Annotated in this window: 28 protein-coding genes; 16 read left to right on the plus strand and 12 right to left on the minus strand. The window is 29.4% G+C overall.

Features of this window, described 5'->3' with window-relative positions; genetic code table 11:
• Positions 1–2: 2 nt before the first annotated feature.
• Positions 3–878 carry an agmatinase gene (gene speB, locus ACIJYH_RS06265; protein ID WP_435162746.1) on the plus strand — a complete coding sequence of 292 codons (876 nt, stop codon included), beginning with the start codon at positions 3–5 and terminating at the stop codon, positions 876–878.
• A 2-nt stretch (positions 879–880) separates the two neighbouring features.
• Here speB and ACIJYH_RS06270 read toward each other — a convergent pair whose 3' ends face one another.
• The 4 genes from ACIJYH_RS06270 to ACIJYH_RS06285 are packed head-to-tail and all read right to left on the minus strand — an operon-like array spanning position 881 to position 4407.
• Positions 881–1429, minus strand: a complete 549-nt coding sequence (locus ACIJYH_RS06270; protein ID WP_435162747.1) for a queuosine precursor transporter — start codon at positions 1427–1429, stop codon at positions 881–883.
• The gene (rpmB, locus tag ACIJYH_RS06275; RefSeq protein WP_435162748.1) at positions 1429–1740 is read right to left on the minus strand and encodes a 50S ribosomal protein L28; all 312 of its coding nucleotides are present in this window, start codon (positions 1738–1740) and stop codon (positions 1429–1431) included. The genes ACIJYH_RS06270 and rpmB overlap by 1 nt, the downstream gene beginning before the upstream one ends.
• A gap of 52 nt (positions 1741–1792) precedes the next feature.
• Positions 1793–2845, minus strand: a complete 1053-nt coding sequence (locus tag ACIJYH_RS06280; RefSeq protein WP_435162749.1) for a quinone-dependent dihydroorotate dehydrogenase — start codon at positions 2843–2845, stop codon at positions 1793–1795.
• On the minus strand, positions 2845–4407 hold the full coding sequence (locus ACIJYH_RS06285; RefSeq protein ID WP_435162750.1) for a lysine--tRNA ligase: 1563 nt from the start codon (positions 4405–4407) through the stop codon (positions 2845–2847). The genes ACIJYH_RS06280 and ACIJYH_RS06285 overlap by 1 nt, the downstream gene beginning before the upstream one ends.
• 89 nt (positions 4408–4496) lie before the next feature.
• On the opposite strand from ACIJYH_RS06285, the gene ACIJYH_RS06290 reads away from it, so the two are divergent.
• From ACIJYH_RS06290 to ACIJYH_RS06300, 3 genes are read left to right on the plus strand one after another with little or no spacing between them, the layout of a single operon-like run.
• Entirely contained in the window at positions 4497–5936 is a 1440-nt protein-coding gene (locus ACIJYH_RS06290; protein WP_435162751.1) for a TrkH family potassium uptake protein, read from the plus strand.
• A gap of 1 nt (position 5937) precedes the next feature.
• A complete protein-coding gene (locus tag ACIJYH_RS06295) occupies positions 5938–7314 on the plus strand; it encodes an AmpG family muropeptide MFS transporter (protein ID WP_435162752.1) in 1377 nt (458 codons plus the stop codon).
• On the plus strand, positions 7304–8050 hold the full coding sequence (locus tag ACIJYH_RS06300) for an NlpC/P60 family protein (protein WP_435162753.1): 747 nt from the start codon (positions 7304–7306) through the stop codon (positions 8048–8050). The genes ACIJYH_RS06295 and ACIJYH_RS06300 overlap by 11 nt, the downstream gene beginning before the upstream one ends.
• On the opposite strand, the gene ACIJYH_RS06305 is transcribed toward ACIJYH_RS06300, so the two are convergent.
• Both ACIJYH_RS06305 and hisC read right to left on the minus strand, forming a co-directional pair.
• On the minus strand, positions 8047–8943 hold the full coding sequence (locus ACIJYH_RS06305) for a prephenate dehydrogenase (protein ID WP_435162754.1): 897 nt from the start codon (positions 8941–8943) through the stop codon (positions 8047–8049). The two genes, ACIJYH_RS06300 and ACIJYH_RS06305, sit on opposite strands and share 4 nt — an antisense overlap.
• A 1-nt stretch (position 8944) precedes the next feature.
• A complete protein-coding gene (gene hisC, locus ACIJYH_RS06310) occupies positions 8945–10027 on the minus strand; it encodes a histidinol-phosphate transaminase (RefSeq protein WP_435162755.1) in 1083 nt (360 codons plus the stop codon).
• A 191-nt stretch (positions 10028–10218) separates the two neighbouring features.
• Between hisC and metX the strand changes: the two genes are divergently transcribed.
• The 12 genes from metX to ACIJYH_RS06370 all read left to right on the plus strand — a co-directional run bounded on the left by metX (position 10219) and on the right by ACIJYH_RS06370 (position 19270).
• Complete coding sequence (gene metX, locus ACIJYH_RS06315) at positions 10219–11337, plus strand: homoserine O-acetyltransferase MetX (RefSeq protein ID WP_435096455.1); 1119 nt, start codon at positions 10219–10221, stop codon at positions 11335–11337.
• Positions 11338–11339: 2 nt separating this feature from the next.
• Positions 11340–11936 carry a methionine biosynthesis protein MetW gene (gene metW / locus ACIJYH_RS06320; protein ID WP_435096458.1) on the plus strand — a complete coding sequence of 199 codons (597 nt, stop codon included), beginning with the start codon at positions 11340–11342 and terminating at the stop codon, positions 11934–11936.
• A gap of 1 nt (position 11937) precedes the next feature.
• Positions 11938–12657, plus strand: a complete 720-nt coding sequence (gene gloB, locus ACIJYH_RS06325; RefSeq protein WP_435162756.1) for a hydroxyacylglutathione hydrolase — start codon at positions 11938–11940, stop codon at positions 12655–12657.
• 65 nt (positions 12658–12722) lie between these two features.
• The gene (gene rplU, locus ACIJYH_RS06330; RefSeq protein WP_028035976.1) at positions 12723–13136 is read left to right on the plus strand and encodes a 50S ribosomal protein L21; all 414 of its coding nucleotides are present in this window, start codon (positions 12723–12725) and stop codon (positions 13134–13136) included.
• A gap of 12 nt (positions 13137–13148) precedes the next feature.
• Complete coding sequence (gene rpmA, locus ACIJYH_RS06335; RefSeq protein WP_008544325.1) at positions 13149–13403, plus strand: 50S ribosomal protein L27; 255 nt, start codon at positions 13149–13151, stop codon at positions 13401–13403.
• 27 nt (positions 13404–13430) lie between these two features.
• Positions 13431–14414, plus strand: coding sequence for an Obg family GTPase CgtA (gene cgtA / locus ACIJYH_RS06340; RefSeq protein ID WP_435088131.1), 984 nt, complete (start codon positions 13431–13433; stop codon positions 14412–14414).
• Entirely contained in the window at positions 14404–15510 is a 1107-nt protein-coding gene (gene proB, locus ACIJYH_RS06345; RefSeq protein ID WP_435096464.1) for a glutamate 5-kinase, read from the plus strand. The genes cgtA and proB overlap by 11 nt, the downstream gene beginning before the upstream one ends.
• Position 15511: 1 nt before the next feature.
• Positions 15512–16762, plus strand: coding sequence for a glutamate-5-semialdehyde dehydrogenase (locus ACIJYH_RS06350; protein ID WP_435162757.1), 1251 nt, complete (start codon positions 15512–15514; stop codon positions 16760–16762).
• A gap of 1 nt (position 16763) precedes the next feature.
• Complete coding sequence (nadD, locus tag ACIJYH_RS06355; protein ID WP_435162758.1) at positions 16764–17285, plus strand: nicotinate (nicotinamide) nucleotide adenylyltransferase; 522 nt, start codon at positions 16764–16766, stop codon at positions 17283–17285.
• 17 nt (positions 17286–17302) lie between these two features.
• Positions 17303–17653 (plus strand): ribosome silencing factor, encoded by a 351-nt coding sequence (gene rsfS, locus ACIJYH_RS06360; protein WP_435096473.1) that lies wholly within the window; start codon positions 17303–17305, stop codon positions 17651–17653.
• Positions 17650–18789: a S41 family peptidase gene (locus tag ACIJYH_RS06365; protein WP_435096476.1), complete on the plus strand. Its 1140-nt coding sequence runs from the start codon at positions 17650–17652 to the stop codon at positions 18787–18789. Before rsfS ends, ACIJYH_RS06365 begins: the two co-directional genes overlap by 4 nt.
• 4 nt (positions 18790–18793) lie before the next feature.
• A complete protein-coding gene (locus ACIJYH_RS06370) occupies positions 18794–19270 on the plus strand; it encodes an RNA pyrophosphohydrolase (protein ID WP_435162759.1) in 477 nt (158 codons plus the stop codon).
• Here ACIJYH_RS06370 and atpC read toward each other — a convergent pair.
• From atpC to priA, 6 genes are all read right to left on the minus strand, one after another.
• Positions 19263–19655 (minus strand): ATP synthase F1 subunit epsilon, encoded by a 393-nt coding sequence (atpC, locus tag ACIJYH_RS06375; RefSeq protein ID WP_435088144.1) that lies wholly within the window; start codon positions 19653–19655, stop codon positions 19263–19265. The genes ACIJYH_RS06370 and atpC overlap by 8 nt on opposite strands.
• The gene (atpD, locus tag ACIJYH_RS06380) at positions 19655–21073 is read right to left on the minus strand and encodes a F0F1 ATP synthase subunit beta (protein WP_435088146.1); all 1419 of its coding nucleotides are present in this window, start codon (positions 21071–21073) and stop codon (positions 19655–19657) included. The genes atpC and atpD overlap by 1 nt, the downstream gene beginning before the upstream one ends.
• A gap of 2 nt (positions 21074–21075) precedes the next feature.
• Positions 21076–21951 carry a F0F1 ATP synthase subunit gamma gene (locus ACIJYH_RS06385; protein WP_435096482.1) on the minus strand — a complete coding sequence of 292 codons (876 nt, stop codon included), beginning with the start codon at positions 21949–21951 and terminating at the stop codon, positions 21076–21078.
• A gap of 6 nt (positions 21952–21957) precedes the next feature.
• A complete protein-coding gene (gene atpA, locus ACIJYH_RS06390; protein WP_271487867.1) occupies positions 21958–23493 on the minus strand; it encodes a F0F1 ATP synthase subunit alpha in 1536 nt (511 codons plus the stop codon).
• On the minus strand, positions 23494–24051 hold the full coding sequence (gene atpH / locus ACIJYH_RS06395) for an ATP synthase F1 subunit delta (protein ID WP_435162760.1): 558 nt from the start codon (positions 24049–24051) through the stop codon (positions 23494–23496).
• A 108-nt stretch (positions 24052–24159) separates the two neighbouring features.
• The gene (gene priA / locus ACIJYH_RS06400) at positions 24160–26115 is read right to left on the minus strand and encodes a replication restart helicase PriA (protein ID WP_435162761.1); all 1956 of its coding nucleotides are present in this window, start codon (positions 26113–26115) and stop codon (positions 24160–24162) included.
• Positions 26116–26134: the final 19 nt, after the last annotated feature.

The raw sequence follows: 26134 nt of genomic DNA on the forward strand, positions 1-26134 counted from the left end.
AATTGAAATATCTTTCAAATAAAAATGGATTTCTAGGAATTGACAATAAAGTCAATTTTAAAGAAAAAGTTGTAATAGTTCCTTTTGGTCTTGAAAAAACAGTGAGTTATGGTGGGGGAACAAAAAATGGTCCAAAAGAAATAATAAAAGCATCTCACCAAGTTGAACTTTATGACGAAGAATTGAATTGTGAGCCCCATAAAAAGATAGGTATTAAAACTTTAAAGCCATTTAAAATTGATAAAGATATCAAAAAAGCACTTGGTAAAATGTCTAAAATTAATGAGGAAATTTTAGATAAAAAACTTTTTCCAATGACTTTTGGTGGTGAACATTCTATCACACCTGGTTGTATTGCTCCTTTTGCAAAAAAATATAAAGATATTTGTCTACTACACTTTGATGCTCATGCAGACTTGCGTGAAAGCTATAATGGAGAAAAGTTCTCTCATGCCTCAGCTATAAAAAGATGTTTGGACTACCCAAACGTTTCTCTAATTTCTTTTGGTATTAGAAATATATCAGAAAGTGAGATTCCTTTTTTAAAAAAGAATTCATCAAGAATTAATATATTTTGGGCAAAAGATAAAAATAAATGGAATCTTAATAAATTTAAGAAATTAATTAAGAACAAAACAGTTTATCTAACTTTTGATGTAGATGGATTAGACTCAAGTATCATGCCAGCAACAGGAACTCCTGAACCAGGTGGATTGTTATGGGATGAAACTTTAAATATTATTCGAATTGCAGCAAAAAATTCAAAAATTGTTGGTGCAGATATTAATGAATTATCACCGATAAAAGGCTTTAACTCATATAACTTTCTTGTAGCAAAACTAGCTTACAAAATTTTATCTTATAAATTTTTATATTAATTTTAGACAGGCTTACTGATCTTAAGTAAAATTTTAAATGGCACCAACATTACCAAAGATACAAATAGTTTTACTGCTAGATCACCCAATGATAATGTTATCCAAGGTACACCTGTTGCATAGAATGAAATCGAAAAAAATAAAAAAGTATCAACTGTAGATCCAATTACAGATGAAGTTAAAGGGGCTATAAACCACTCTTTTTTTCTTAGACGGTCAAAAATCTGAATATCTAATAGTTGAGCTGTTAGAAAAGCTATTCCAGATCCAATAGCTATTCTAATAGAAATTAAATCAGCAAAATTAGTTGAAAATATAAGAGTAAAAATAATTCCTATAAAAAATCCAAAATATACAATCTTTCTTGCAACAAATTTACCATAAAATCTATTAGCTAAATCTGTAATCAAAAAAGCTACTGGGTAACTAAAAGCTCCATAAGTGAGAATCTCACTTAATCCATAATAATTAATTGGAAATTGAACTAGATAATTAGAGGATAAAACAACTACTCCCATCAAAATTGATAGGGCAATAAAAAGTTTGCTCATTAAGCAGTTTTAGCTACAGGCTTTTTCTTAAATGGAGATTTTATTAAAATATTTTTTTTTAATTCTTTTAATCTTGGGGACAGATTTTTGTTTTTAACTGCCTTGAGAAATTCATCAAAGCTACCTTTTTTATCAACAGATCTAACACCAGAATTGCTTACTGTTAACTTTAGACTTCTCTTTAATAATTCACTTGTGAATTTTACTTTTTTTAAATTTGGCAAAAATCTTCTCTTAGTCTTGTTGTTAGCATGACTAACGTTGTGACCCTTCATGGGGATTTTTCCAGTTAATTCACATTTTTTTGACATAATAATAGTGCCTATATAAGGGGAGATATGGAAAGCGTCAAGTTTAATAGATTTAAGATAGAGTTTTATTTCCTACAATTTCAGTATAATTTTTAACTCCATCTCTAATTAATAATTCTTTTAGGTCTTTTTTTATAATTCCTGCAATATTTGGGCCTTTAAAAACCATCCCTGTATATAACTGCACATAGTCTGCGCCAGCTGCTAACTTGTCATAAGCCGCCTTACCAGAATCGATCCCACCAACACCAATAATTTTTATTTTTCCTTTTAATAATTTATAAAATCTATTTATTAAAATGTTAGATTTCTCCTCAATTGGTTTTCCTGACAAACCCCCTTTTTGATGTCCTTGTATATCACTCAGTTTATCCCTTGTAGCTTCTGATGTGTTTGAAATGATGATTGCTTTTATTTCACATTCTAAAAGAATTTCAGAAATTAAGTTAATTTGATTTTCATCTATATCTGGTGAAATTTTAACAGCAATAGGAATATTTGATTTTAAATTTTTTTTCTCTATCATAATAGACCTAAGTAAATCTTTTAATTTATTACCTTCGTGAAATGTTCTTAAATTTTCAGTGTTTGGTGATGAAATATTGATTGTTATATAATCGGCTTCATCATAGAAAGTTTTTAATCCTATTAAATAATCATTTAATCTATCGTTAGAGTCTTTATTAGGTCCAATGTTAATACCAAGTAAACCCATTTTATTATTACGTTTAATACGCTCTTTAACAATTTCAGCACCATGATTATTAAAGCCTAGTCTATTAATTAATGCTTCATCTTCTACCAATCTAAACACTCTAGGTTTAGGATTTCCATATTGTTTCAAAGGAGTAATCGTTCCAACCTCTACAAATCCAAAACCTAATTTGAATAATGAGTTGTATACCTCTGCATTTTTATCAAAACCAGCTGCCATTCCAATTGGATTATCTAAATCTTTGTCAAAAATTTTTGTTTGAAAAATAGGATCATTTTTACTTTCATCAAATACGTTAGGAATTAAATTAAATTTTAATGATTTTATTGCTAACGTATGTGCTTTTTCAGGATCTACTTTGAATATTAGCGGTCTTAATTTAGAAAACATTATTTTAATTTATTCATTAACAACTCGGTAGTTTCTTTTACACCAAAAAAACTTATAAAAAATCCCATTCGAGGTCCATTTTCATCACCAAAAACTACCTCATATATTAATTTGAACCAATCTCTCAAGTTATCTGCATAACCATTTTCCTTTCCAGTAGAATAAATCAAAGTTTGAATATCTTCTGGGGACATTTCATCTGTACATTTTTTTAGAGTTTTTACTAATGCTTCAAGAGCTAGTTTTTCTGACACATTTGGTGATTTATATTTTTTCTGAGCTTTAATTACATCATTAAAATATTTAATTGCATAACCAACTAGGCCATCAAAAATTGAAAAATTTTTTTCAGAAATATCTGACTTATATTTTTTAACAAACTTCCATAACAAATCCTTACTATCAGCATTACTTGTTTCAACTAAATTAAGTAACATTGAAAATGTCATAATCATTTCTTCTTTTGGAATATTACCATTATGTACGTGCCATACAGGATTCATTAATAACTGTAGCTCATTTTGTTTTTTGGATTTTTCAATACAATCTAAATACTCATCAACAGCTTTAGGCACTATTTCTTTATATAACTTTTTTGCTCTTTTTGGATTTTGATACATGTACAAGGATAAGCTTTCTGGTGATGCATATTCCAGCCATTGATCAATTGTTATCCCATTTCCTTTTGATTTAGAAATTTTTTCTCCTTTTTCATCTAAAAACAACTCATATGCAAAACCAGATGGATTTTTCTTCCCTAATAAATTTATTATTTTTGTGGATAAAATTGCACTTTCAATCAAATCTTTTCCGTACATCTCAAAGTCTACATCTAATGCGTACCATCTCATTGCCCAATCAACTTTCCACTGTAATTTACAATTCCCATTTAAGATACTTGCCTCTAATTTTTTTCCCTTATTATCAAAAATAATATTTGATTTTTCTTTATCAATTTCAATAACAGGAATTTCTAAAACATGTCCAGTCTCAGGACAAATTGGTAAAAAGGGACTGTAAGTTTGTTGGCGCTCCTTACCTAAAGTTGGAATAATAATATTCATAATTTTCTCATAATTTTCTAAAATTATTTTAAGTGTTGGATTAAAAAATCCACTTTTATAAAGTGATGTAGAGCTTTGGAAATTATAATTAAATTTAAAACTATCTAAAAATTTTTTTAACATTTCATTGTTATGCTCACCAAAGCTTCCAAATTTTTTAAATGGATCAGGGACTTTGGTTAATGGCTTGTGAAGATTGTCTTTTAGTAACTCTTGATTAGGAACATTATCTGGTACCTTTCGTAAGCCATCCATATCATCAGAAAATGTTATTATTTCAGTTGGAAGATCCGATAGTTGCTTTAAAGCATTTACCATCATTGACGTTCTTGCAACCTCACCAAATGTTCCTATATGTGGAAGACCACTAGGACCATAGCCTGTTTGAAGAGTAATCTTGCCTTTTTTTTCTATAAAAGACTTTCTTTCTCGAAGTAGTTTTTTTGCTTCTACAAAAGGCCAAGCGCTAGTTTTATCTAAATTTTCTTTTTTAATCATGAATTATGCTTCTAAAAATCTTAAATCAGTGGTTTTACCAATTCTTATAGAGTTGAAATTTATTTACCATAAAATAATGTTCTTTCAAAATGACTAATTATAAAACTGTTTTTTTTACACTAGGAATTTTACAAATAATTCTTGGGGTATTCATGTTCATACCTATTATTGTCCAATTTGCTTACTCTGAAATAGACTCTTCATTTTTTGGAGCATCAATCGTTACAATAATTTTTGGAACTTTGTTTTTTTTATCTAACCTAGATCATGATAAAAAATTAAATTTACAACAAGCCTTTTTGCTCACTGCACTTTCTTGGCTGAGTATAGCAATTTTTGGGTCTCTTCCTTTTATATTTTCAACAATAGAGCTATCAGTGACAGATGCTTTTTTTGAGAGCATGTCTGGAATAACAACTACTGGGTCAACTATTATTTCAAATCTAGAATTTACACCAAAAGGAATTTTACTATGGAGAGCTATATTGCAGTGGTTAGGTGGCATTGGTATTATTGTTATGGCTATCACTTTGATGCCAATAATGAATGTTGGTGGAATGCAATTATTTAAGATTTCTAGCAATGACTCTGAAGAAAAAATACTTCCAAAATCTAAAGAGATAGCTTTGAGATTAATATATATATATTCAGGCTTAACTATAATTTGTGCATTGACTTATTGGATATTTGGAATGGGTAAATTTGACAGTATAACACATTCTATGACCACAATAGCAACAGGTGGTTTTTCAAATTATAATCAATCTATTGGTTTTTTTAATAGTATTCCAATTGAAATAGTCTCCATGATATTCATTATTTTAGGAAGTGTTCCATTTATTGCGTACATCAAATTTATAAGTGGAAATAGAAAAATTTTTTTAACAGATGCTCAAATTAAAACTTTTTTTAAAATTATTGTTACTGCAATTATATTATTATCAACATACCTATTATTAAATAATCATGAAAATTTTAATTTAAGGTCAGTTTTTTTTAATACTATTTCTATATTAACAGGTACTGGTTATGTAAACTCTGAGTATGATAGCTGGGGTGCTTTTCCAATAACTTTGTTTTTGGCGCTAATGTTTATAGGTGGATGTGCTGGGTCAACTGCTTGTGGTATTAAAATTTTTAGAATTCAAATTCTATATTTATTTATAGTAAATCAACTTAAAAAAATCATTTATCCGAAAGGTGTGTTTGTTATCAAGTACGATCAAGGCTCAGTTGATAATAAATTTATTGCATCAATAATTTCTTTTATCTATTTTTACTTTGTAATCTTCTTTATACTTACCGCATTACTATCTTTAACTGGTCTTGATTTCATCACGGCAATTTCAGGAGCCGCCACATCAATTTCAAATGTTGGACCAGGATTGGGTCCTATAATAGGTCCTAATGGAGATTTTTCATCTTTACCCGATATTTCTAAATGGATTTTAACGATTGGTATGATTTTAGGTAGACTTGAGCTATTTGCAATATTAGTATTATTCTTGCCATCTTTTTGGAGAAATTAATATGATTGAAATAAAAAAACAATCTCTATCAGAAACCTTTTCAGTTTATTTTGATAGAAGAATGATAAGAATACTACTGCTTGGAGCCATCTCTGGTTTTCCATGGGTTTTAATAGGTAGCAGTTTGAGTTTATGGCTCAAAGAAGAGGGTCTAAGTAGATCTACAATAGGATGGGCAGGATTGATATTTGGGGTATACGCATTTAATTATTTATGGGCACCTCTAATAGATAGACTTCAAATTCCTTATCTTACAAAAAAACTTGGTCATCGACGTGGCTGGATAGTTTTAATGCAAACTGCAATTTTAATCTGCTTGGTCGTTTGGAGTTTAATAAACCCAACAGAAAATCTCGCGCTGTTAATTACAGTTGGGTTAATCATTGCAATTGCATCAGCAACACAAGACATAACTGTGGATGCTTTAAGAATTGAACAGATCGGTGAAAATGAGGGCAAATCAATGGCCGCTGGTGCTGCAATGGCAGTTGTTGGTTGGTGGAGTGGATATAAATTAGGTGGTGTAATAGCTTTATTTACTGCTGAATACTTTCAAAATATTGGCATAGCTAATTATTGGCAATCAACATTTTTAATATTGGGAATTGTAGTAATTTTAATGAATATTGGGCTTATGTTTGTTCATGAAGCTCCTTCGAGTACGAGGAAAGTTAATCAAAGAAAAACTGACCAACTAATTCAGAGTAAACTTGGATCACAAAATTTTATTACAAATATAATTGCTTGGATAAGTGGAACTCTTGGGGGTCCTGTAATAAGTTTTTTCAAAAAAAATGGATTTTCAATTGCAATAGGTATTTTGAGTTTCGTTTTTTTATTTAAGATAGGTGAGGCATTTTTGGGTCGTATGTCTATAGTCTTTTATAAGGAAATAGGATTTTCTAAAGGCGATATTGCTATTTATTCAAAAACTTTGGGCTGGATTACAACAGTTATCTTTACATTGTTAGGTGGTCTATTTGTAATTAGATCGGGAGTTTTAAAAGCAATGTTTCTAGCGGGTATATTGATGGCTGCAACTAATTTATTATTTACAGCATTAGCGTGGAGTGGAAAATCAGAGTGGTTATTTGCAGTTGCTGTAATTTTTGACGATATAGCTGCAGCATTTGCAACTGTTGCCTTTGTTGCTTTTATTTCACTGTTAGTAGACAGGACTTATACTGCAACACAATATGCACTTCTTGCTTCTATTGGAACGGCTGGAAGAACAACACTTGCATCCTCGTCTGGAGCATTAGTAGATTGGCTAAATGGAGATTGGGGTACATTCTTTATTTTGACTGCTATCATGGTTATCCCTTCATTGATTTGCTTATGGTTTATTAAAGATAAGCTTAAACTTCGTGAAAAATAATTTTTATTATAAGAATCAATTCTCAAATATTTATAAAAAGGCTTCAAAAAATTCTGAAGTTACTTCTCAAATAATATTCGGAGAAAAATTTAAAATTTTATCAAAAAATAAAGATTGGATAAAAATAAAATCTTCATTTGATAACTATATCGGTTATATCAAGAATGAAAAGTATGTACAAAACCACAAGCCAAGCCATAAAGTTTATAGTTTAAAAGCTAAAGTTTGGAGTAAACAAAAAATAATAACCAATAAATTTTTACCCTTTGGTTCAAAAATTTCAATAATTAAAGAAAGTAAAAATCTTGCAGAATTTGAAAAAAATAAATGGGTAAAAAAAAATGATTTAAAAAAAATAGATCATAAAGAAAAAAATTTTACTAAAATATTTAAATTATTTTTAAAAACCAAATATGTATGGGGTGGCAAAACTTTCAATGGAATTGATTGTTCAGCTTTATTGCAGCTATTTTATTATTATAATAACTCTTTTTATCCAAGAGATACAAAAGACCAAATCAAATATTCTAGAAAACAATTAAAAAGAAAAGTATTTAAAAAAGGTGATGTAATCTTTTGGAAAGGTCATGTTGCTATGTGCATTGATTCTAAACAATTAATTCACGCTTATGGTCCAGAAAAAAAAGTATTAATTATGCCAATAATAAAAACAATAGAGAGAATTAAAAGAACAGCTAGCCTGTCTATAAAAAAAATATCCTCTATAAAATATTAACTTCTTCCAAAATCAGGTTTGTTAACATCTTGTTTTAATTTAATGATTTTTGTTCTTACTTTTTTGGTTTGAATTAATTTTTTTAAAATTGATTTATTATTTTTTGAATTAATATCTTTTTTAAAAGAATTTAAGTTTTTAATAAATAGATCAATAGCTTTTGAAATATTATGTTTATTGTTAAAAAATATATCTCTCCACATAATTTCATTTGAGGCTGCTATTCTTGAAAAATCTCGTAACCCACCTGCACTATATTTAATCAAATCATAATTTTGTATTTTTTCAAAGTCTTGTGCTGATTTTACTAAATTGTATGCAATCAAGTGTGGAAGATGACTAGTTATAGAGAAAATTTTATCATGTTTTTCTGGACTCATAATAACTATTTTTGATCCAATCTTTTTCCAAAACTTATTCAATATATTTAAATGATTTTTCTTAGTATTTTTCTCTTTTATCAAAACACACCATTTATCCTCAAATATATCTTGCCTTCCATACTCTGGTCCGCTTACCTCGGATCCTGCTATGGGGTGACTTTGTGTCCAGGAAATATCTTTTCTTAAAAATTTTTTAATAATTTTTGATGACTCTATTTTTGACGAACCTATGTCAGTTATAATAGTTTTGGATAATAAACATTTGTTCATTCTAAGAATAAGATTCTTATATTCATTCATTGGTGTACATAAAATAATCAAATCTGCTTTTACAACTCCAGCCTCCAATTTTTTTATAATTATTCCTGGTAATTTTAATTTTTTTATTTTTATAATATTGGATTTTGATTTCTCATAAATATAAATCTTGTTAGCCATCTTCTTTTTTTGAATTCTTCTCAGCAAAGATGATCCTAATAACCCACATCCAATAATTAAAATATTTTTCATATTAATTTAATATTTTTTTTGCAGCATTCATAAATGCTAAATTTTCATTTTTAGATCCAATAGTTAATCTTAATTTATTTTTAATATGATAACCATCTTCTGTGGATCTTAAAATAATTCCTTTTATTTTTAGTCTTTCATAAAAATACTTTGCTGTATATTTACATTTTTCAAAATCTAAAAATAAAAAATTTGCAGAAATTGGATTTGAAAAAATTTCGTATCTTTCAAGAAAAGATTTTAATTTCTTTGCATAATATAAGTTGTGTTTTATTGAGCGTTTTATAAAATTTTGATCTTTAAGTGACTCCGTTGCTGCCATTTGTCCAATATGACTAACATTAAATGGGGGTTTTATAACATTTAATGCATTTATTATCTTTTTAGATCCATATCCCCACCCAACTCGTAAAGAAGCTAGTCCAAATATTTTAGAGAATGTTCTTAATACAAAAACATTGTCTTTGTTTTTAAACAAATCTAATCCTGATTTGTAGTCAGAATTTTTCATATATTCTGCGTAAGCATCGTCTACCACCAATAAAATATTTTTATTCAATTTTTTTCTAAGATCTAGTAACTCTTTTTTTGTCAAATAAGTTCCAGTAGGATTATTAGGGTTAGCAAGGAAAACTATTTTTGTATTTTTTGTTACTTTTTTGAGTATCTCAATATTTGAAATTTTATAGTTAATTTCTTTTGCAAATTTAACTTTTGCATCAACAATATTTGCATAAATTCTGTACATTAGAAAACTGTATTCTGGAACTACAACTTCATCTTTTGGCTTTAAAAATAATTGACAGATCATTTGAATAACTTCATCTGAACCTGCTCCACATATAATTTTATCTGGATCACGTTTAAATTTTTTTGATATTTCTTTTCTTAAATTCTGAGATTTACCATCTGGATATCTCTCTAAATTTAACCCTTTATTAGATATTATCTTGGTTGCTTTGGAACTCATTCCCAAAGCTGACTCATTTGCTGATAATTTAATTATTTTTTTTAGTTTTTTAATTTTGGATTTACCCGGTTTGTAGGGCTCAATATTAAAATTTTTAAATTTTGGAGTGGTCATATTTTTAATTTATGAGTTCTTTATAGATAAAATTATAAAATTTTACATAGAATAAGACAGTTTTTAAAAAAATTGACATAATAAATAACATCTAGTACAAAATTTATGCGCTGATTTAACTGAATTGCGAGCGCTTAAAAAAAACCGCTAAAATTGTTTTTTTTCTCTCAATTCAAATAATAGCATTTATTATGAATACGGAATTAAACTTAAAAACTCTAATAGTTAAAAAACCACTTAAACTTGACTGTGGGAAAACTATCAATGATTTTCCAATTGCATACGAAACCTATGGAACTTTAAATGAAGAAAAAGATAATGCTATTTTAGTTTTTCATGCACTTACAGGTGACCAATTTGTAACTGGCCAAAATCCAATTACAAATAAAGATGGCTGGTGGTCCTATGCTGTAGGTCCTGATAAGGCAATTGATACAAACAAATATTTTGTAATCTGCTCAAATGTGATTGGTGGATGCCTCGGCTCATTTGGTCCAAGTCACAAAGATCCAAATACTCAAAAAGTTTTTGGTACCAATTTTCCTGTAATCACTATTAACGACATGGTAAATGCTCAGAATAATTTACTAGATCACTTTGGTATAGAAAAACTTTTTTCTATTGTGGGGGGATCAATGGGTGGAATGCAAGTTCTGCAATTTATTAGTAATTTTCCAGATAAGGCTAAAACTGTAATTCCTATTGCATGTACCTCAAGTCATTCAGCACAAAATATTGCGTTTAATGAACTTGGAAGACAAGCAATTGCTGCAGATAGTAATTGGAATGAAGGAGATTATAATTCCAAAGATACTATACCCAATAAAGGTTTGGCAGTTGCAAGAATGGCTGCTCATATCACATATCTTTCAAAAAAAGGCCTTCAAGAAAAATTTGGGAGAAAATTACAAGAAAGAGAAGATCTAAAATTTGGATTTGATGCTGATTTTCAAATTGAAAGTTACTTGAGATACCAAGGATCAGTTTTTGTAGATAGATTTGATGCAAATAGTTACCTTTATATTACAAGAGCTATGGATTACTTTGATTTAGCTAAACAATTTAACGGAAATTTATCAGATGCTTTTAAAGAAACTAAAGCTAAATTTTTCATAATATCTTTTACATCAGATTGGCTTTACCCTACTCAGGAAAATAAAGATATCGTAATTGCTTTAAACGCTATTGGTGCTGACGTTGGTTTTGTTGAAATCGAGTCAGATAAAGGACATGATTCTTTCTTACTTGATGTCCCAGACTTTCTAAGTGCTCTTAAAAATTTTTTAGATAAATCTTATACAGATAATTAATTATGAAAAATGAATTCCAAGTTATTGCTGATTTAATTGAAAAAGATAAAAAAGTTTTGGATGTTGGGTGTGCAGATGGCACTTTAATGAAATTTTTAAAAGATAATAAAAATATTAACATTAGAGGATTAGAAATCTCAAAAGATAAAGTTCAAAAATGTATAGCAAAAGGATTAACAGTAATTGAGGGAAATGCTGAGAAAGATTTAATCCAATTTCCTGATAAATCTTTTGATTATGTTGTTTTAAGTCAAACACTTCAGGCATTTTTAAATCCTGAACTAGTAATAAATGAATTATTAAGAGTTGGAAAAAAAGCAATAGTTACCATACCTAATTTTGGTTATTGGAAAATTAGACTTCATTTATTAACTAAAGGAACAATGCCTATAACTAAAACATTGCCTGATGAATGGTATAACACTCCAAATTTACATATGTGTACAATTAAGGATTTTGTTCATTTTGTAAAATCTAGAAATTTTAAAATTTTCAAATCGATAGCTCTAAGTAATGAAAACGTATCATCAATTAATGATACTAATTTAGGTCTTAAAAATTTATTTGCTGATCTAGGTATATTTTTAATTGAAAAATAATATGAGAATAGAAATAATTCACTGCTTAAAAGATAATTACAGTTATTTAGTAATTGATGAGTCTAATAATACAGCATGCGTTATTGACCCAAGTGAGTCTGAACCAGTTATTAATTTTATTGAAAAAGAAAATATTACTCTAAAATATATTCTAAATACACATCATCATTTTGATCATATTGGAGGAAATATAGATCTAAAAAATAGATACAATTCAATTGTAGTCGGCTATAAAGATGACGCTAATAGAATTCCAGAGATCCAAGTTTTACTTGAGGATGGTCAAATTTGGAAAGCTGATAACTTTGAGGCAAAAATTATTCATGTACCTGGTCATACGACAGGTCATATTAGTTTTCATTTTTTTAAAGAAAAACTAATCTTTACCGGTGACACACTATTTTCTCTTGGTTGTGGAAAAATTTTTGAAGGCACTTATCAAGAAATGTTTAACTCTTTAGGAAAAATAAAAAGGCTTCCTGAGGACACTAAAATTTATTGTGGACATGAATACACACTTCAAAATTCCAAGTTTTGTATCAAACATGAGCCTGAAAATATAAATTTACAAAACAAAATATCAAAAATTAATGAAAAGCTTAAAAATAACCTGCCCACTATCCCCTCTAGTGTCAAAGATGAAATAGAATGTAATATATTTTTAAGAGCAAAAAACGTTGAATCCTTTTCAAAATTGAGAGATTTAAAGGATAATTTCTAGTTAATTCAACTTGACTAAAACCTTGCTACAACTATATTGCGGTAACTTAAATTTAAATTCTTACTATGTCTTACGCTATAATAAAAACAGGTGGAAAACAGTATAAAGTTAAAGCTGGTGAAATCCTGAAAATTGAAAAATTACCAGACTCAAAACCTGAGTCTAAGATAGAATTCAACGAAATACTTGCATATGGAGATGATAAATCTATAGAAATAGGTACCCCACATGTTGAAGGTGCTAAAGTAGAAGCTGATTTAATTAAAAATGGTAAAGACAGAACGATTTTAATCTTCAAAAAAAGAAGAAGACATAATTCAAGAAGAAAAAATGGTCATAGACAAGAACATACAATGATTAGAATTAACAAAATTTTTTCTAAAGATGGTAAAGTTTTATCTGAGGCAGAAAAAATGGTTAAACCAACTAAAAAAGTTGAAGCTGAAGTTAAACCAAAAACAGAAGCGGCAAATAAATAAATTAGGTAAGTTATGGCAACAAAAAAAGCAGGTGGATCATCGAGAAACGGACGAGATAGTGCTGGGCGAAGACTTGGTGTTAAAAAGTACGGTGGTGAGACAGTAATACCTGGAAATATAATTGTAAGACAAAGAGGAACTAAAATTTTTCCTGGAGAAAATGTAGGAATGGGTAAAGATCATTCTATTTTTTCAGTAGTAAAAGGTAAAGTTGTGTTCAAAAAATCTAAAGCAGATAGAACTTTCGTTTCAGTAAAGCCCAATTAATAGTACAACTTAAATAGATGTTGTATTATGAAATTCCTAGATCAAGTAAAAATTTATATTAAAGCTGGAAACGGTGGTGATGGCTCACCAAGCTTCAGAAGAGAAAAATATGTTGAGTATGGAGGCCCCGATGGAGGTGATGGAGGAAAGGGTGGATCAATAATTTTAAAGGCTGAAGATAATCTTAACACACTTATAGATTATAGGTACCAACAACATCATAAGGCACAACGAGGAGAAAATGGTGCTGGACAAAATCGTACAGGTAAAGGAGGTGACGATTTATTTTTAAAGGTGCCCCTTGGAACTCAAGTTTTTGAAGAAGACAACAAAACTTTACTATTTGATTTTAATAAAAAAGGAGAAGATTTTGTCGTTGCTATTGGTGGTAAAGGTGGACTTGGAAATACTAGGTTTAAAAGTTCTACAAATAGAGCCCCAAGAAAATTTACCAAAGGTGGAATTGGAGAAGAGTTTACAATTTGGCTTCAATTAAAAACAATTGCTGACATTGGAATAATTGGTTTACCAAATGCTGGAAAATCAAGTTTGTTGGCTGCAATAACAAACGCAAATCCAAAAATCGCAAATTATAGATTCACTACTTTAAATCCTAATTTAGGAGTTGCGTCTTATGATGATAAAGAAATTACTATTGCAGATATCCCAGGACTTGTAGAAGGTGCTCATGAAGGTGTTGGTCTTGGTATACAGTTTTTAAAACATATAGAAAGATGTAAATCATTATTGCATCTTATAGATATTACTAACTTAGATTTAAATGAGTCTTACGAACAAGTTAAAAATGAATTAAAAAGTTACAGCTCAAAATTAATTGATAAAAAAGAGCTTGTAGTACTTAATAAAATAGATTTAGTAGATGAAGATACTGTTAAAGATGTAATTGATTATTTTTCAAAAGGTAAAAATTGTGAAATAATGACTATGACTACATTAGAAAAAGACTCTATATCTAAAATTAAAGCTAAACTTTTGTCATATGTCTCTTAAAAATTCTAAAATAATAGTTGTCAAAATAGGATCTTCACTTCTCGTAGATAACAATAAAAAGATTAGAAAAAAATGGCTTTCTAGTTTTGCAAAAGATATCAAAAAATTAAAAGATAAAAATCAAAAAGTAGTAATTGTAAGCTCAGGTGCAATAGCGCTTGGATGCAAGAAAATGAATATAAATAAAAAAACAATTAAACTAGATAAGAGTCAGGCTATAGCTTCAATCGGGCAAATCGAACTGATGAACTTATTTTCTCAAACATTTACAAAATATAAGCTAAATATTTCACAAATCCTATTAACTCTTGAAGATACAGAGGAAAGAAGAAGATCTTTAAATGCTAAAAGAACTTTTGAAAATTTATTTGATTTAGGTTTTATTCCAATCGTTAATGAAAATGACACAATAGCCACAACTGAAATAAAATATGGTGATAATGATAGACTGGCGTCAAGAGTTGCACAAATTTCAGATGCTGACACTTTAATTCTTCTTTCAGATGTGAATGGTCTTTACACAAAAAATCCAAAAATTTACAAAGATGCTGAATTAATCAAAAATGTAAATGATATAAAAAAAGATTTAAAAGAGATTAATATCAAAGGTGTAAACGAATATGGCAGTGGTGGAATGGAAACTAAAATTGAAGCAGCAAAAATCTGTCAATTAGCAGGCTGTAATATGGTTATAGCAAATGGACTACTCTTAAATCCTATCTCAATGATTAATGAAAAAAATAATTGTACTTGGTTTAATTCTAAAGTTTCAAAGCTTGATGCTAGAAAAAAATGGATCATAAGTTCTATTGCGCCAAAAGGATCAATTATAATTGATGATGGTGCAAAAAAAGCTTTAAGATCAGGAAAAAGCTTATTAGCCGCTGGGATTAAAAAAATTTCAGGAAAATTTAGTAAAGGGGATCATGTCAAAATTCTAGATAAAAAAAACAATGAATGTGCAAGAGGTTTAAGTTCTTTTACATCTGATGAAATAATTAAAATTATGGGAAATCATTCAAATCAAATAGAAAAATTACTAGGTTATGTTGCAAAATCAGAAGTTATTCACAAAGATGATATGGTAGAGATTTAAAATGATTAAAATAATGAACTTAATAGGTATTAAAAGTAGAAAAGCCTCCGAAAAAAAAATTAATTTAGATACTAAAAATAAAGTTTTAAATCTTTACGCCAAATTACTTGATAAAGAAAATAAATCGATATTAAGAGAAAACTTAAAAGATGTTAAATTTGCTAAAAGTAAAGGAATTAAAGAAAATCTAATTAACAGACTACAAATTGATAAAGTAAGACTCAAAAATATCAAAGATTCTGTCATTAAAATTTCTAAACTAAAAGATCCTGTAAATGTAACTCTAAAAAAATGGAGTAGACCAAATGGATTAAATATAAAAAGAGTAACTATACCAATTGGCGTAATTGGTGTTATTTTTGAAAGTAGACCCAATGTAACATCTGATGTAGCAGGTCTATGCTTTAAGTCTGGTAATGCTGTAATTCTAAAAGGTGGATCAGAAGCTTTGAATACCAACAGAATATTGGCAAAATTATTTCGACAAGCTCTTAAAAAAAATAATGTTGATGAAAATTATATTCAATTTGTAGACTCTAAAGATAGAAAAATGGTCGACATTATGCTTTCAAAAATGAAACAATACATTGATGTTATAATTCCTAGAGGTGGAAAAAATTTAGTTAAAAGAGTTCAAGAGTTTTCAACAGTTCCTACAATCGGCCACCTAGAAGGTATTTGTCACACGTTTATTGACAAAGATGCAGAATTAAATATGGCATCAAATATTATTTATAATGCTAAATTAAGAAATACAGCTATTTGCGGTGCAACCGAAACTATTTTACTTCATGAGAAAATAGTTAAAAAATTTTGTAATCCAATTTTAAAAAGACTTGAGAATGAAAATTGTAAAATATACGGTGATAATATCATAAGAAAATATTACAAAGGTAAAGTTTATCCAGCTAAAGAGAAAGATTGGTCTACAGAATATTTAACAGCTGCTGTATCGGTTAAAGTTGTTAAAAGTTCTGATGAAGCTATCAATCATATAAACAAATACGGAACAATGCATACTGACTCAATTATTACTAAAAATAAAAAAACAGCTAATAAGTTTTTAAAAAATGTTAAAAGCTCTATTGCAATGCATAATACTTCAACACAGTTTGCGGATGGTGGTGAATTCGGATTTGGTGGAGAAGTAGGTATATCAACTAATACACTACCTCCAAGAGGCCCTGTTAGCTTAGAGCAGTTAGTTTCATACAAATATGAAATCTCAAGTAAAGGAAAAATAAGAGAATAACTTGAATATAAAAAAAGTTAAAATTGGAATTTTGGGAGGTTCATTTGATCCAGCTCACAAAGGTCATTTAGCAATATCTAAAGAAGCTAAAAAAAAATTCAAACTTGAAAAAATTATTTGGGCTATTACTAAGCAAAATCCACTTAAATCTGAGAGCAAGACACCTATTGCAAAAAAAATTAAGGATTGTAAAAAAATAATTGGATTGAATTCATTTATAAAAGTAAAATTTTATGAAAATATAATTAAATCTAATAAAACTATTGATCTAATTAACCATCTTAAAAAAAATAAAAACTTTGAAATTTATTTTTTAATGGGGGCGGACAACCTGATTGATTTTCATAGATGGCACAAATCAGAATTAATTACTCAAAAATGTAATATCATCGTATTCGATCGTCATGGATATAAAAAAAATTCTTTAAAATCAAAGACATTTAAGAAGTTTAACAATAAAACTCTTACATTTGTTGAATTTAAAAAAGTCAACATTTCATCTTCTCAATTAAGAAAAATTTGATAGTCTTATTTTAATTAATGGATAAAATTTCAGATCTTAAATCAGTTGTAATTGACACACTGGATCTTAACAAAGCTCAAGACATTGTAACTATTGACCTTAAAGATAAAAGTTCAATGGCAGACTATATGATTATTGCAAGTGGTACTTCTTCAAGACATATACAGTCTTTATCAGAGCAGGTTTTAGAAAAGTTAAAAGATAATGGTATCAAAAATTCGAAGATTGAAGGAAAAGAAAGTAGTGAATGGAAGCTGGTTGACGGAATTGATTTGATTGTGCATATATTCCATCCTGAAAAAAGAAAGTTTTATGAGCTTGAAAAAATTTGGTCAGAACTAATTCCAAAAGAAAAGGTAATTATATGAAAAAAATTCAACTTTATTTGATAATTTTTTTAACCTCTTTTTTTTTCTCCTATTCAATAAATTCAGCTGAAATAGATATTTATAAAAAAATTGATCTATTTGGAGAAGTCCTTGAAAAGATAAATGAAGAATATGTAGATGAAATTAATCAATCTGAAAGCATGGACTCTGCTATTAATGGTCTTCTTCAGTCACTTGATCCCTATTCTGCTTATATGTCACCAGAAATTTTTCAAGAGATGCAAACCGAAACTAGTGGGGAGTTTGGTGGTCTCGGAATTGAAGTTAGTATGGAGTCAGGTGTTGTAAAAGTAATTTCACCCATAGATGATACTCCTGCATCAAAAGCTGGCATTAAAGCTGGGGACTATATTGTAAAAATTAATAACACTCAGGTGCAAGGAAAATCTTTAAGTGAAGCAGTTGATTTAATGAGAGGTCCAGTTGGTTCTAGCATTGAGCTAACTGTGAGACGAAGAGGAGTAAAAAAGGCTCTTACATTCAACATAACAAGAGAAATAATTGAAGTACAATCTGTTAAATCAGATTTATTAGAAAATAATATAGGATATATCAGATTAACTTCTTTCAACGACAACAGTAGTCAACAGATTAAAAAACAAATTAAAAAACTAAAAGAAAACGAAAATTTAAAAGCATTTATATTGGACTTAAGAAATAATCCTGGAGGTCTATTATCTCAGGCAATAAAAATTTCTGACTTTTTTTTAGAAAATGGTGAAATAGTATCAACGAAAAGCAGAAAAAAATCAGAGAATAGAAAATGGTTTGCAAGAAAAGGAGATATTACTGATGGAAAAACTTTATTGGTATTGATAAACTATGGATCTGCATCTGCATCTGAAATTGTTGCTGGAGCTCTTAAAGATCATAAAAGAGCAATTATACTTGGTGAAAGTAGTTACGGAAAAGGATCTGTGCAGTCAATAATTCCTCTAAAAAACAAAGGAGCTATCAGATTAACAATTGCAAAATATTACCTGCCATCTGGAAAATCTATATCAGAAGTAGGAGTAAGACCAGATATTGAAGTCAATGAAGAAGGTGATGACTTTAGAATTAAAACTGTTACCGATAATCAGCTAAATTACGCAATTAAGTTACTAAACGGATAGTAATATGAAAAAGAATTTTAGCGAACTACCACTAAGAATTGGGGTAGGAATAATTTTATTAAATAATGATAATAAAGTTTTTGTTGCAAGAAGGATCGATAATGCAAAAAAATTTTGGCAGATGCCTCAAGGTGGAGTTGATGAGGGAGAAGATTTTTTAAAAGCTGCATACAGAGAACTTGAGGAAGAAACTAGTGTTAAAAGTGTAGAACTAATCAAAGAAATGGATGGCTCTATAACCTACGAACTTCCTGATCGATTATTAGGAATTATTTGGAAAGGTAAATACAAAGGTCAAAAACAAAAGTGGTTTTTAATGAAATTTACAGGAGAAGAAAAAGAAATTAATATTAAAACTAAAAATCCAGAGTTTTTAGATTGGAAATGGATCGATATTGATCAAATTACAGAAGTTGTAGTAGATTTTAAGCTACACGTTTACAAAGAACTTCAGGAAAAAGTTAAAAAGATTATTAATTAAGAGATCTTAGTACTTCAAGTTTTTGATCAACCAAATATTTAGATTGGTCATTTATCTCAGGGTTGCTTGCTTCCTCTTCAGCCAATTTTAATAGATCTTGTTGCTTAGATTTATCTAAATCTGTGAGATTAAATATCGAGCTTGTCAGGATTGATAAATTGTTATTTTTAAACTCAACAATTCCATCCTCAACATAATAATTTTCATCACCAGATTTTGACAAAATTTTTATAATACCTGGCTTTAAAAATGAAATTATAGAAATGTGATCTTTAAGTATTCCCATCTCACCTTCAAAGGCAGGAACAACAACTTCAGATGCATCTTCTTTAACTAAAAAAGATTTTTCTGGATTTACTATTTCAATCTTAAACTCTTCACTCATTAAGCAGCAGCTTCCTTAGCCATTTTTTCAGCTTTTTCTATTGCTTCTTCTATAGTTCCAACCATATAAAAAGCTGCTTCTGGCAGGTGATCGTAGTCACCTTTACAAATTGCAGCAAAGCCTTTTATTGTTGAGTCTAAATCAACTAATTTACCTGGTGATCCAGTAAATACTTCAGCAACAAAGAACGGTTGAGATAAAAATCTCTGGATTTTTCTTGCTCTTGCTACAACCAACTTATCTTCTTCAGATAATTCATCCATACCTAAAATAGCTATTATATCTTGCAGCGATTTATAAGTTTGTAAGATTTTTTGAACTTCTCTAGCAACTCTATAATGTTCATCACCAACAATTCTAGGATCCAAAATTCTTGAAGTAGAATCAAGTGGATCAACTGCAGGATAAATACCTATTTCTGCAATTTGTCTCGATAGTACGGTAGTAGCATCCAAGTGAGCAAATGATGTTGCGGGCGCAGGGTCAGTTAAATCATCGGCAGGTACATAAATAGCCTGTACTGATGTAATCGATCCTTTATTAGTAGTAGTAATTCTTTCTTGAAGGTTACCCATGTCAGTTGCAAGTGTAGGCTGATAACCAACAGCCGATGGTATTCTACCCAATAGTGCTGACACCTCAGAACCTGCTTGTGTAAATCTGAATATATTATCTACGAAAAAAAGAACATCTTGACCTTCTTGATCTCTAAAATATTCAGCTACAGTTAATCCTGTAAGAGCAACTCTAGCTCTAGCTCCTGGAGGCTCGTTCATTTGTCCATAAACTAGTGCAGCTTTAGATCCAGCTCCATCTTTTTTAATAACACCTGAGTCTATCATCTCATGGTATAAGTCATTTCCTTCTCTAGTTCTTTCTCCAACTCCTGCAAATACTGAAAATCCACCGTGTGCTTTTGCAACGTTGTTAATTAACTCCATAATTAAAACTGTTTTTCCAACTCCAGCTCCACCAAACAGTCCAATTTTTCCACCTTTTGCATATGGTGCTAGTAAATCAATTACCTTAATACCTGTAACTAATATTTCTGTTTCAGTAGATTGTTCGTTAAATTCTGGTGCAGCTCTGTGAATAGGCCAGCTTTCTTTTGTTTTTACTTCGCCTCTTTCATCAATAGGCTCTCCAATTACATTTATAATTCTTCCCAATGTTTCAGGGCCAACTGGAACTTGGATAGGCGCTTTAGTATTTGTCACCTCGTCACCTCTTTTTAAACCTTCAGTAGCATCCATTGCAATTGTTCTAACAGTAGATTCTCCTAAATGCTGAGCAACCTCTAAAACTAGTCTGTTGTCTCCATTTTTACATTCTAAGGCTGTTAAAATTTCTGGAAGATCTCCATCAAATTTTACGTCTACTACTGCTCCAATAACTTGTGTAATTGTTCCTTTGCTCATAATTATAAACTCTCTGCTCCTGATATGATTTCTATTAGTTCTTTAGTAATTGCTGCCTGACGACTTCTATTATACTCAATAGTAAGCTTGTCAACCATTTCACCTGCGTTTCGGGTTGCATTATCCATTGCACTCATTCTTGAGCCCTGTTCACTAGCTGAATTCTCTAACATTGCCTTAAATATTTGTGTTGAAATATTTTTTGGCAATAAATTGCTTAAAATCTCATCTTCATCTGGTTCAAACTCGTAACTATCCTCAGATTTATCATCCTCTGAATTTTCAACATTTAAAGGAATTATTTGTTGTGCTTGAGGAATTTGAGTAATTACATTTTTAAATTGGTTATAAAAAATAGTACAAACATCAAACTCTTCAGCTCCAAATTTTTCAATTACCATTTTACCAACTTTTTCAGCATCAAAATAGTTAGCATGTTTTGACTCTTTGAATGAAATATTTGCAATTATCTTGTCACTATAGGCTCTTTTAAGTTGGTCGTTACCTTTTGAACCTACAGTAATGATCTTTAGATCTTTTCCATCTTTTGAAAGCTTAGCAAAATAGCTTTTGGCCTTTTTAATAATATTCGAATTAAAACCACCACACAAACCTCTATCGGAAGTCATCACTACACATAAATGAACTTTGTCATTACCTGATCCAGATAATAATTTTGGAGCATTTTCTTTGTCAGAAATCCCACTAGAAAGATTTAGAATTATATTATTCATTTTTTCTGAATAAGGCCTTCCCTTCTCAGCACTTTCTTGGGCTCTTCTAAGTTTTGCTGCCGCTACCATCTTCATAGCTTTGGTAATTTTCTGTGTAGACTTTACACTAGCTATTCTTTTTTTAAGGTCGTCTAAACTTGCCATAATAAATTAAGATTTAAAGTTTTCCTTTAATTGAGTTATTACTTCAATTAGTAATTTTTCTTTATCATCTTCAAGTTTACCTGAGCTTTGAATTGAATCAATTATTTCAGGTTTATCAGACTTACATTTTTCAATGATTTTATTTTCAAATTCAGCAATATCTTTTAATTCAATATCATCCAAATATCCCTTTACTCCACAGAAGACAGAAATAACTTGTTCAGCTACTGTCATTGGTGAGTATTGTTTTTGTTTTAGAAGTTCAGTTAATTTTGAACCTCTATTTAAAAGTTGTTGTGTTGAAGCATCTAGATCAGATCCAAATTGAGCAAAAGCAGCCATCTCTCTATATTGTGCTAACTCTAATTTCATTGATCCAGAAACTTTTTTCATCGCTTTTGTTTGTGCTGAAGAACCAACCCTTGAAACAGATAAACCTACGTTAATAGCTGGTCTTATCCCCTGGTTAAAAAGTTCAGTTTCTAAGAAAATCTGACCGTCAGTAATTGAAATTACGTTAGTTGGAATAAACGCTGATACGTCACCACCTTGTGTTTCAATAATTGGAAGCGCTGTTAAAGAACCTCCACCATGCTCATCACTTAATTTTGCTGCTCTTTCTAACAATCTACTGTGGAGATAGAATACATCACCAGGGTAAGCTTCACGTCCTGGAGGTCTTCTTAACAATAGGGACATTTGTCTATAAGCTACTGCTTGCTTGGACAAATCATCATAAATAATTAATCCGTGCATTCCATTATCTCTGAAATATTCTCCCATTGTACAACCTGTGTAAGGTGCTAAAAACTGAAGTGGTGCTGAGTCAGATGCTGTTGCAGCAACGATTGTTGTGTATTCCATTGCACCAGCTTCTTCCAATGTTTTTTGAATTTGTCTTACAGTTGATCTTTTTTGACCAATAGCAACATAAATACAATAAAGTTTTTGTTTCTCATCACCAGACTCATTAATTTTCTTTTGGTTAATGATAGCATCAATTGCAACTGCAGTTTTACCTGTTTGTCTGTCACCAATAATTAATTCACGCTGACCTCTTCCAACTGGAACTAGACTATCAATAGATTTAAGACCTGTTTGCATAGGCTCACTAACTGACTGTCTAGGAATAATTCCTGGAGCTTTTACTTCAACTCTACTTTTTTTAACACTTTTATCTAAAGGTCCTTTGCCATCAATTGGATTTCCTAACCCATCAACAACTCTACCTAATAATTCTTTTCCGACTGGAGTATCAACAATGTTCCCAGTTCTTTTTACAGTATCACCTTCTTTGATATTTCTATCATCTCCAAAAATTACAACTCCAACGTTTTCACTCTCTAAGTTTAAGGCCATACCTTTAGAGCCATCTGCAAACTCAACCATCTCTCCAGCTTGAACATTGTCGAGACCATAAATTCTAGCGATACCATCTCCTACTGATAAAACTTGTCCTACCTCAGTTACTTCTGCTTTATCACCAAAATTTTTAATTTGTTCTTTTAATATCTTTGTTACTTCTGAAGGATTTATTTCCATTTATGCCTCTATCATTCTGTTTTCGATTTGTTGTAATTTATTCTTAATTGAGGTGTCAACCATAGTACTTCCAACTTGTACTATTAAACCTCCTATTAAACTTTCGTCATGTTTGTAGTTTAATTTTATTTTTGAGCTAAAATTTTTAGTAAGCTCTTCTGTAATTTTTGATATTTCATCGCCAGATAATTCTTTTGCAGATTTTAATTCTGCTTTTAATTCTCCTCTTTTTTGAGAACATGTTTCAATGAAGCTATTTAAAATTTGATCTACATAAAAAAAACGTCTTTTAGTAATTAAAAAACTTAAGAAATTTTTTAATAAACTTTCAAATTTGTTGTCATTAGAAATAATATCTATAACTTTTAAAAGATCTTCTTGGCTATTAGTTGGATCTTTAATTAGATCTGAGAAATCTTTACTTGATGAAATCAGGCTTAAGATAGATGAGGACTGATCTTCTACTTGAGAAAGAACATTGCTTTCACTTGCAAGCTCATACAAAGCTAAAGAATATCTTTCAGCTGAAGTTATTGAAAATCCCTTATTTTTACTCAACTTGGTACCTCTGTTATGTTGAAGATTATTTTAAAATCACGCTCTAATTAGCATATGACCATAATGTCTTCAAGTAGCACATTCGTTTAAAAGTCCTTTTTTTAAAGGTTAATTGAAGTTTATTGGATCAACATCAACTGAAAGTTTTATTCCTGATGAAAATTTGTAATTTGGGATAATTTCAGCGATTGAATTCTGTAATTTGAGAGACTTTGAACCTCTAATTAACATTCTTATTCTAAATTTTCTTTTTAGTCTAAAAATAGGTGCGCTGACCGGTCCTAAAACTCTTCCATTAATTTTTTTTTCGATAAAATTTTTAAAATAAAAAGCTTCTTTTTCTAATTTTACTTCATTGTCTCCTGTTAGAATTAATGAAATAAATCTTTGAAATGGTGGAAGCTTGTTTTGTCTTCTAATATCTAATTCTCTATCAAGAAAGATGTCAGGATTACTATTTGTTAAATCTGAAATCATTTTAGTATTAGTATTATAAGTTTGAAAATACACAGTAGCAGGTTTACCTGTTCTTCCTGCACGGCCAGAAAGCTGGTGATATAACTGTAAATTTTTTTCAGCTCCTCTCAGATCATGTCCTTGAGACGAAAGATCAATATCAACTACCACAATACAATTAAGGCTTGGAAAATGAAAACCTTTAGAGATCAACTGTGTTCCAACTAATATTTGAACTTCATTATTAATTATTTTTTCTAATTTATCGCTAGAGTCTTTTTTATTCATAGTATCACTCGAAAAAATTTCAATTTTTTTTGATGGAAAGTTTTTTTTAACTTCTTCAGATATTCTTTCCACACCAGGCCCACTAAAAATAAACTCACAGTCACCATCTTTTACACAAGTTCTTTTCAAAGAAGATTTAAAACCACAATAATGGCACAATAAATTATTTTTATTTTTATGATAAACTAAATTGATTGAACAATTTGGACACGAATAACTATTAAAGCATTTATTACAAAGTACATGTGGAGAAAAACCTCTTCTATTTAAAAAAAATAATACTTGGTCTTTTTTATCAAGATGAAAATTTACTTTCTCAATTATTTTTTTTGAAAGCCAAGATTGTTTTTCTAATTTTGTTTCATTAAGATTGATTATTTCATAATTTGGTAATGATGCATTTTGATAACGTTTTTCTAATTTAGAAATACTATATTTACCTTTTTTAATATTTTCATAAGTTTCAATTGATGGAACAGCTGTAATTAAATTGATAGGAATATTTTCAAATGACGCTCTTGAAATAGCCATGTCTCTTGCATTATAGGTAACTCCTTCATCTTGTTTATAAGATTGGTCATGTTCTTCATCAACAATAATTAGACCTAGTTTTTTAAATGGTAAAAATAATGATGATCTAGCTCCAATGACAACTTTTATTTTCCCGTTTGCAATTCCACTCCAAATAATTTCCTTTTTTTTTTTTGTAATACCAGAATGCCAAACTGCTGGGGTAAAACCAAAGAATTCTATAAATTTTTTTTCAAATTGACCTGTTAAGCCAATCTCAGGTAATAAAATTAAGCCCTGAAAACCTTTGTTTATAATGTCTTTAAGGGCTTCAAAATATACCATGGTTTTTCCTGAGCCTGTTGTTCCCTGAAGAACATGAACCCTAAATTTTTGATTAGAAAAATTCATTTTTTTAAGGGATTTTTTTTGTTCTTCAGAAAGCTTTATTGAATTTTTTTTGATACTTGTGTCAAAAATTTTGTAAGCATCTTGTTGAAATTTTTCTACAGCATTACTACTTAATAAAACTAGTTTTAAAGCCATTCCTTTAGGAATTATATTGTATTCTGAAAACCAGTTAAGAAATTTGATAGTTGTTTTTTTTAATGGAGAAACGTCTAATTTTTTTAAAACACTCTTTATCTTAAAATTTCTATTATTTTTTTTTTCAAATTCATCCCAAACTACTCCTGTGATTTTAGATTTACCAAAAGGTACAACTACATAATCTCCTACTTTTAAATTAATATCACTTTCGTAAGTAAAAGGATGGTTAAAGATATTTGGTAAAAGAATCGGTACTTTCATATCTTAATAATATGAAAAT

The sequence above is a fragment of the Candidatus Pelagibacter bacterium nBUS_25 genome, from assembly GCF_051200975.1.
Lineage (GTDB): Bacteria > Pseudomonadota > Alphaproteobacteria > Pelagibacterales > Pelagibacteraceae > Pelagibacter.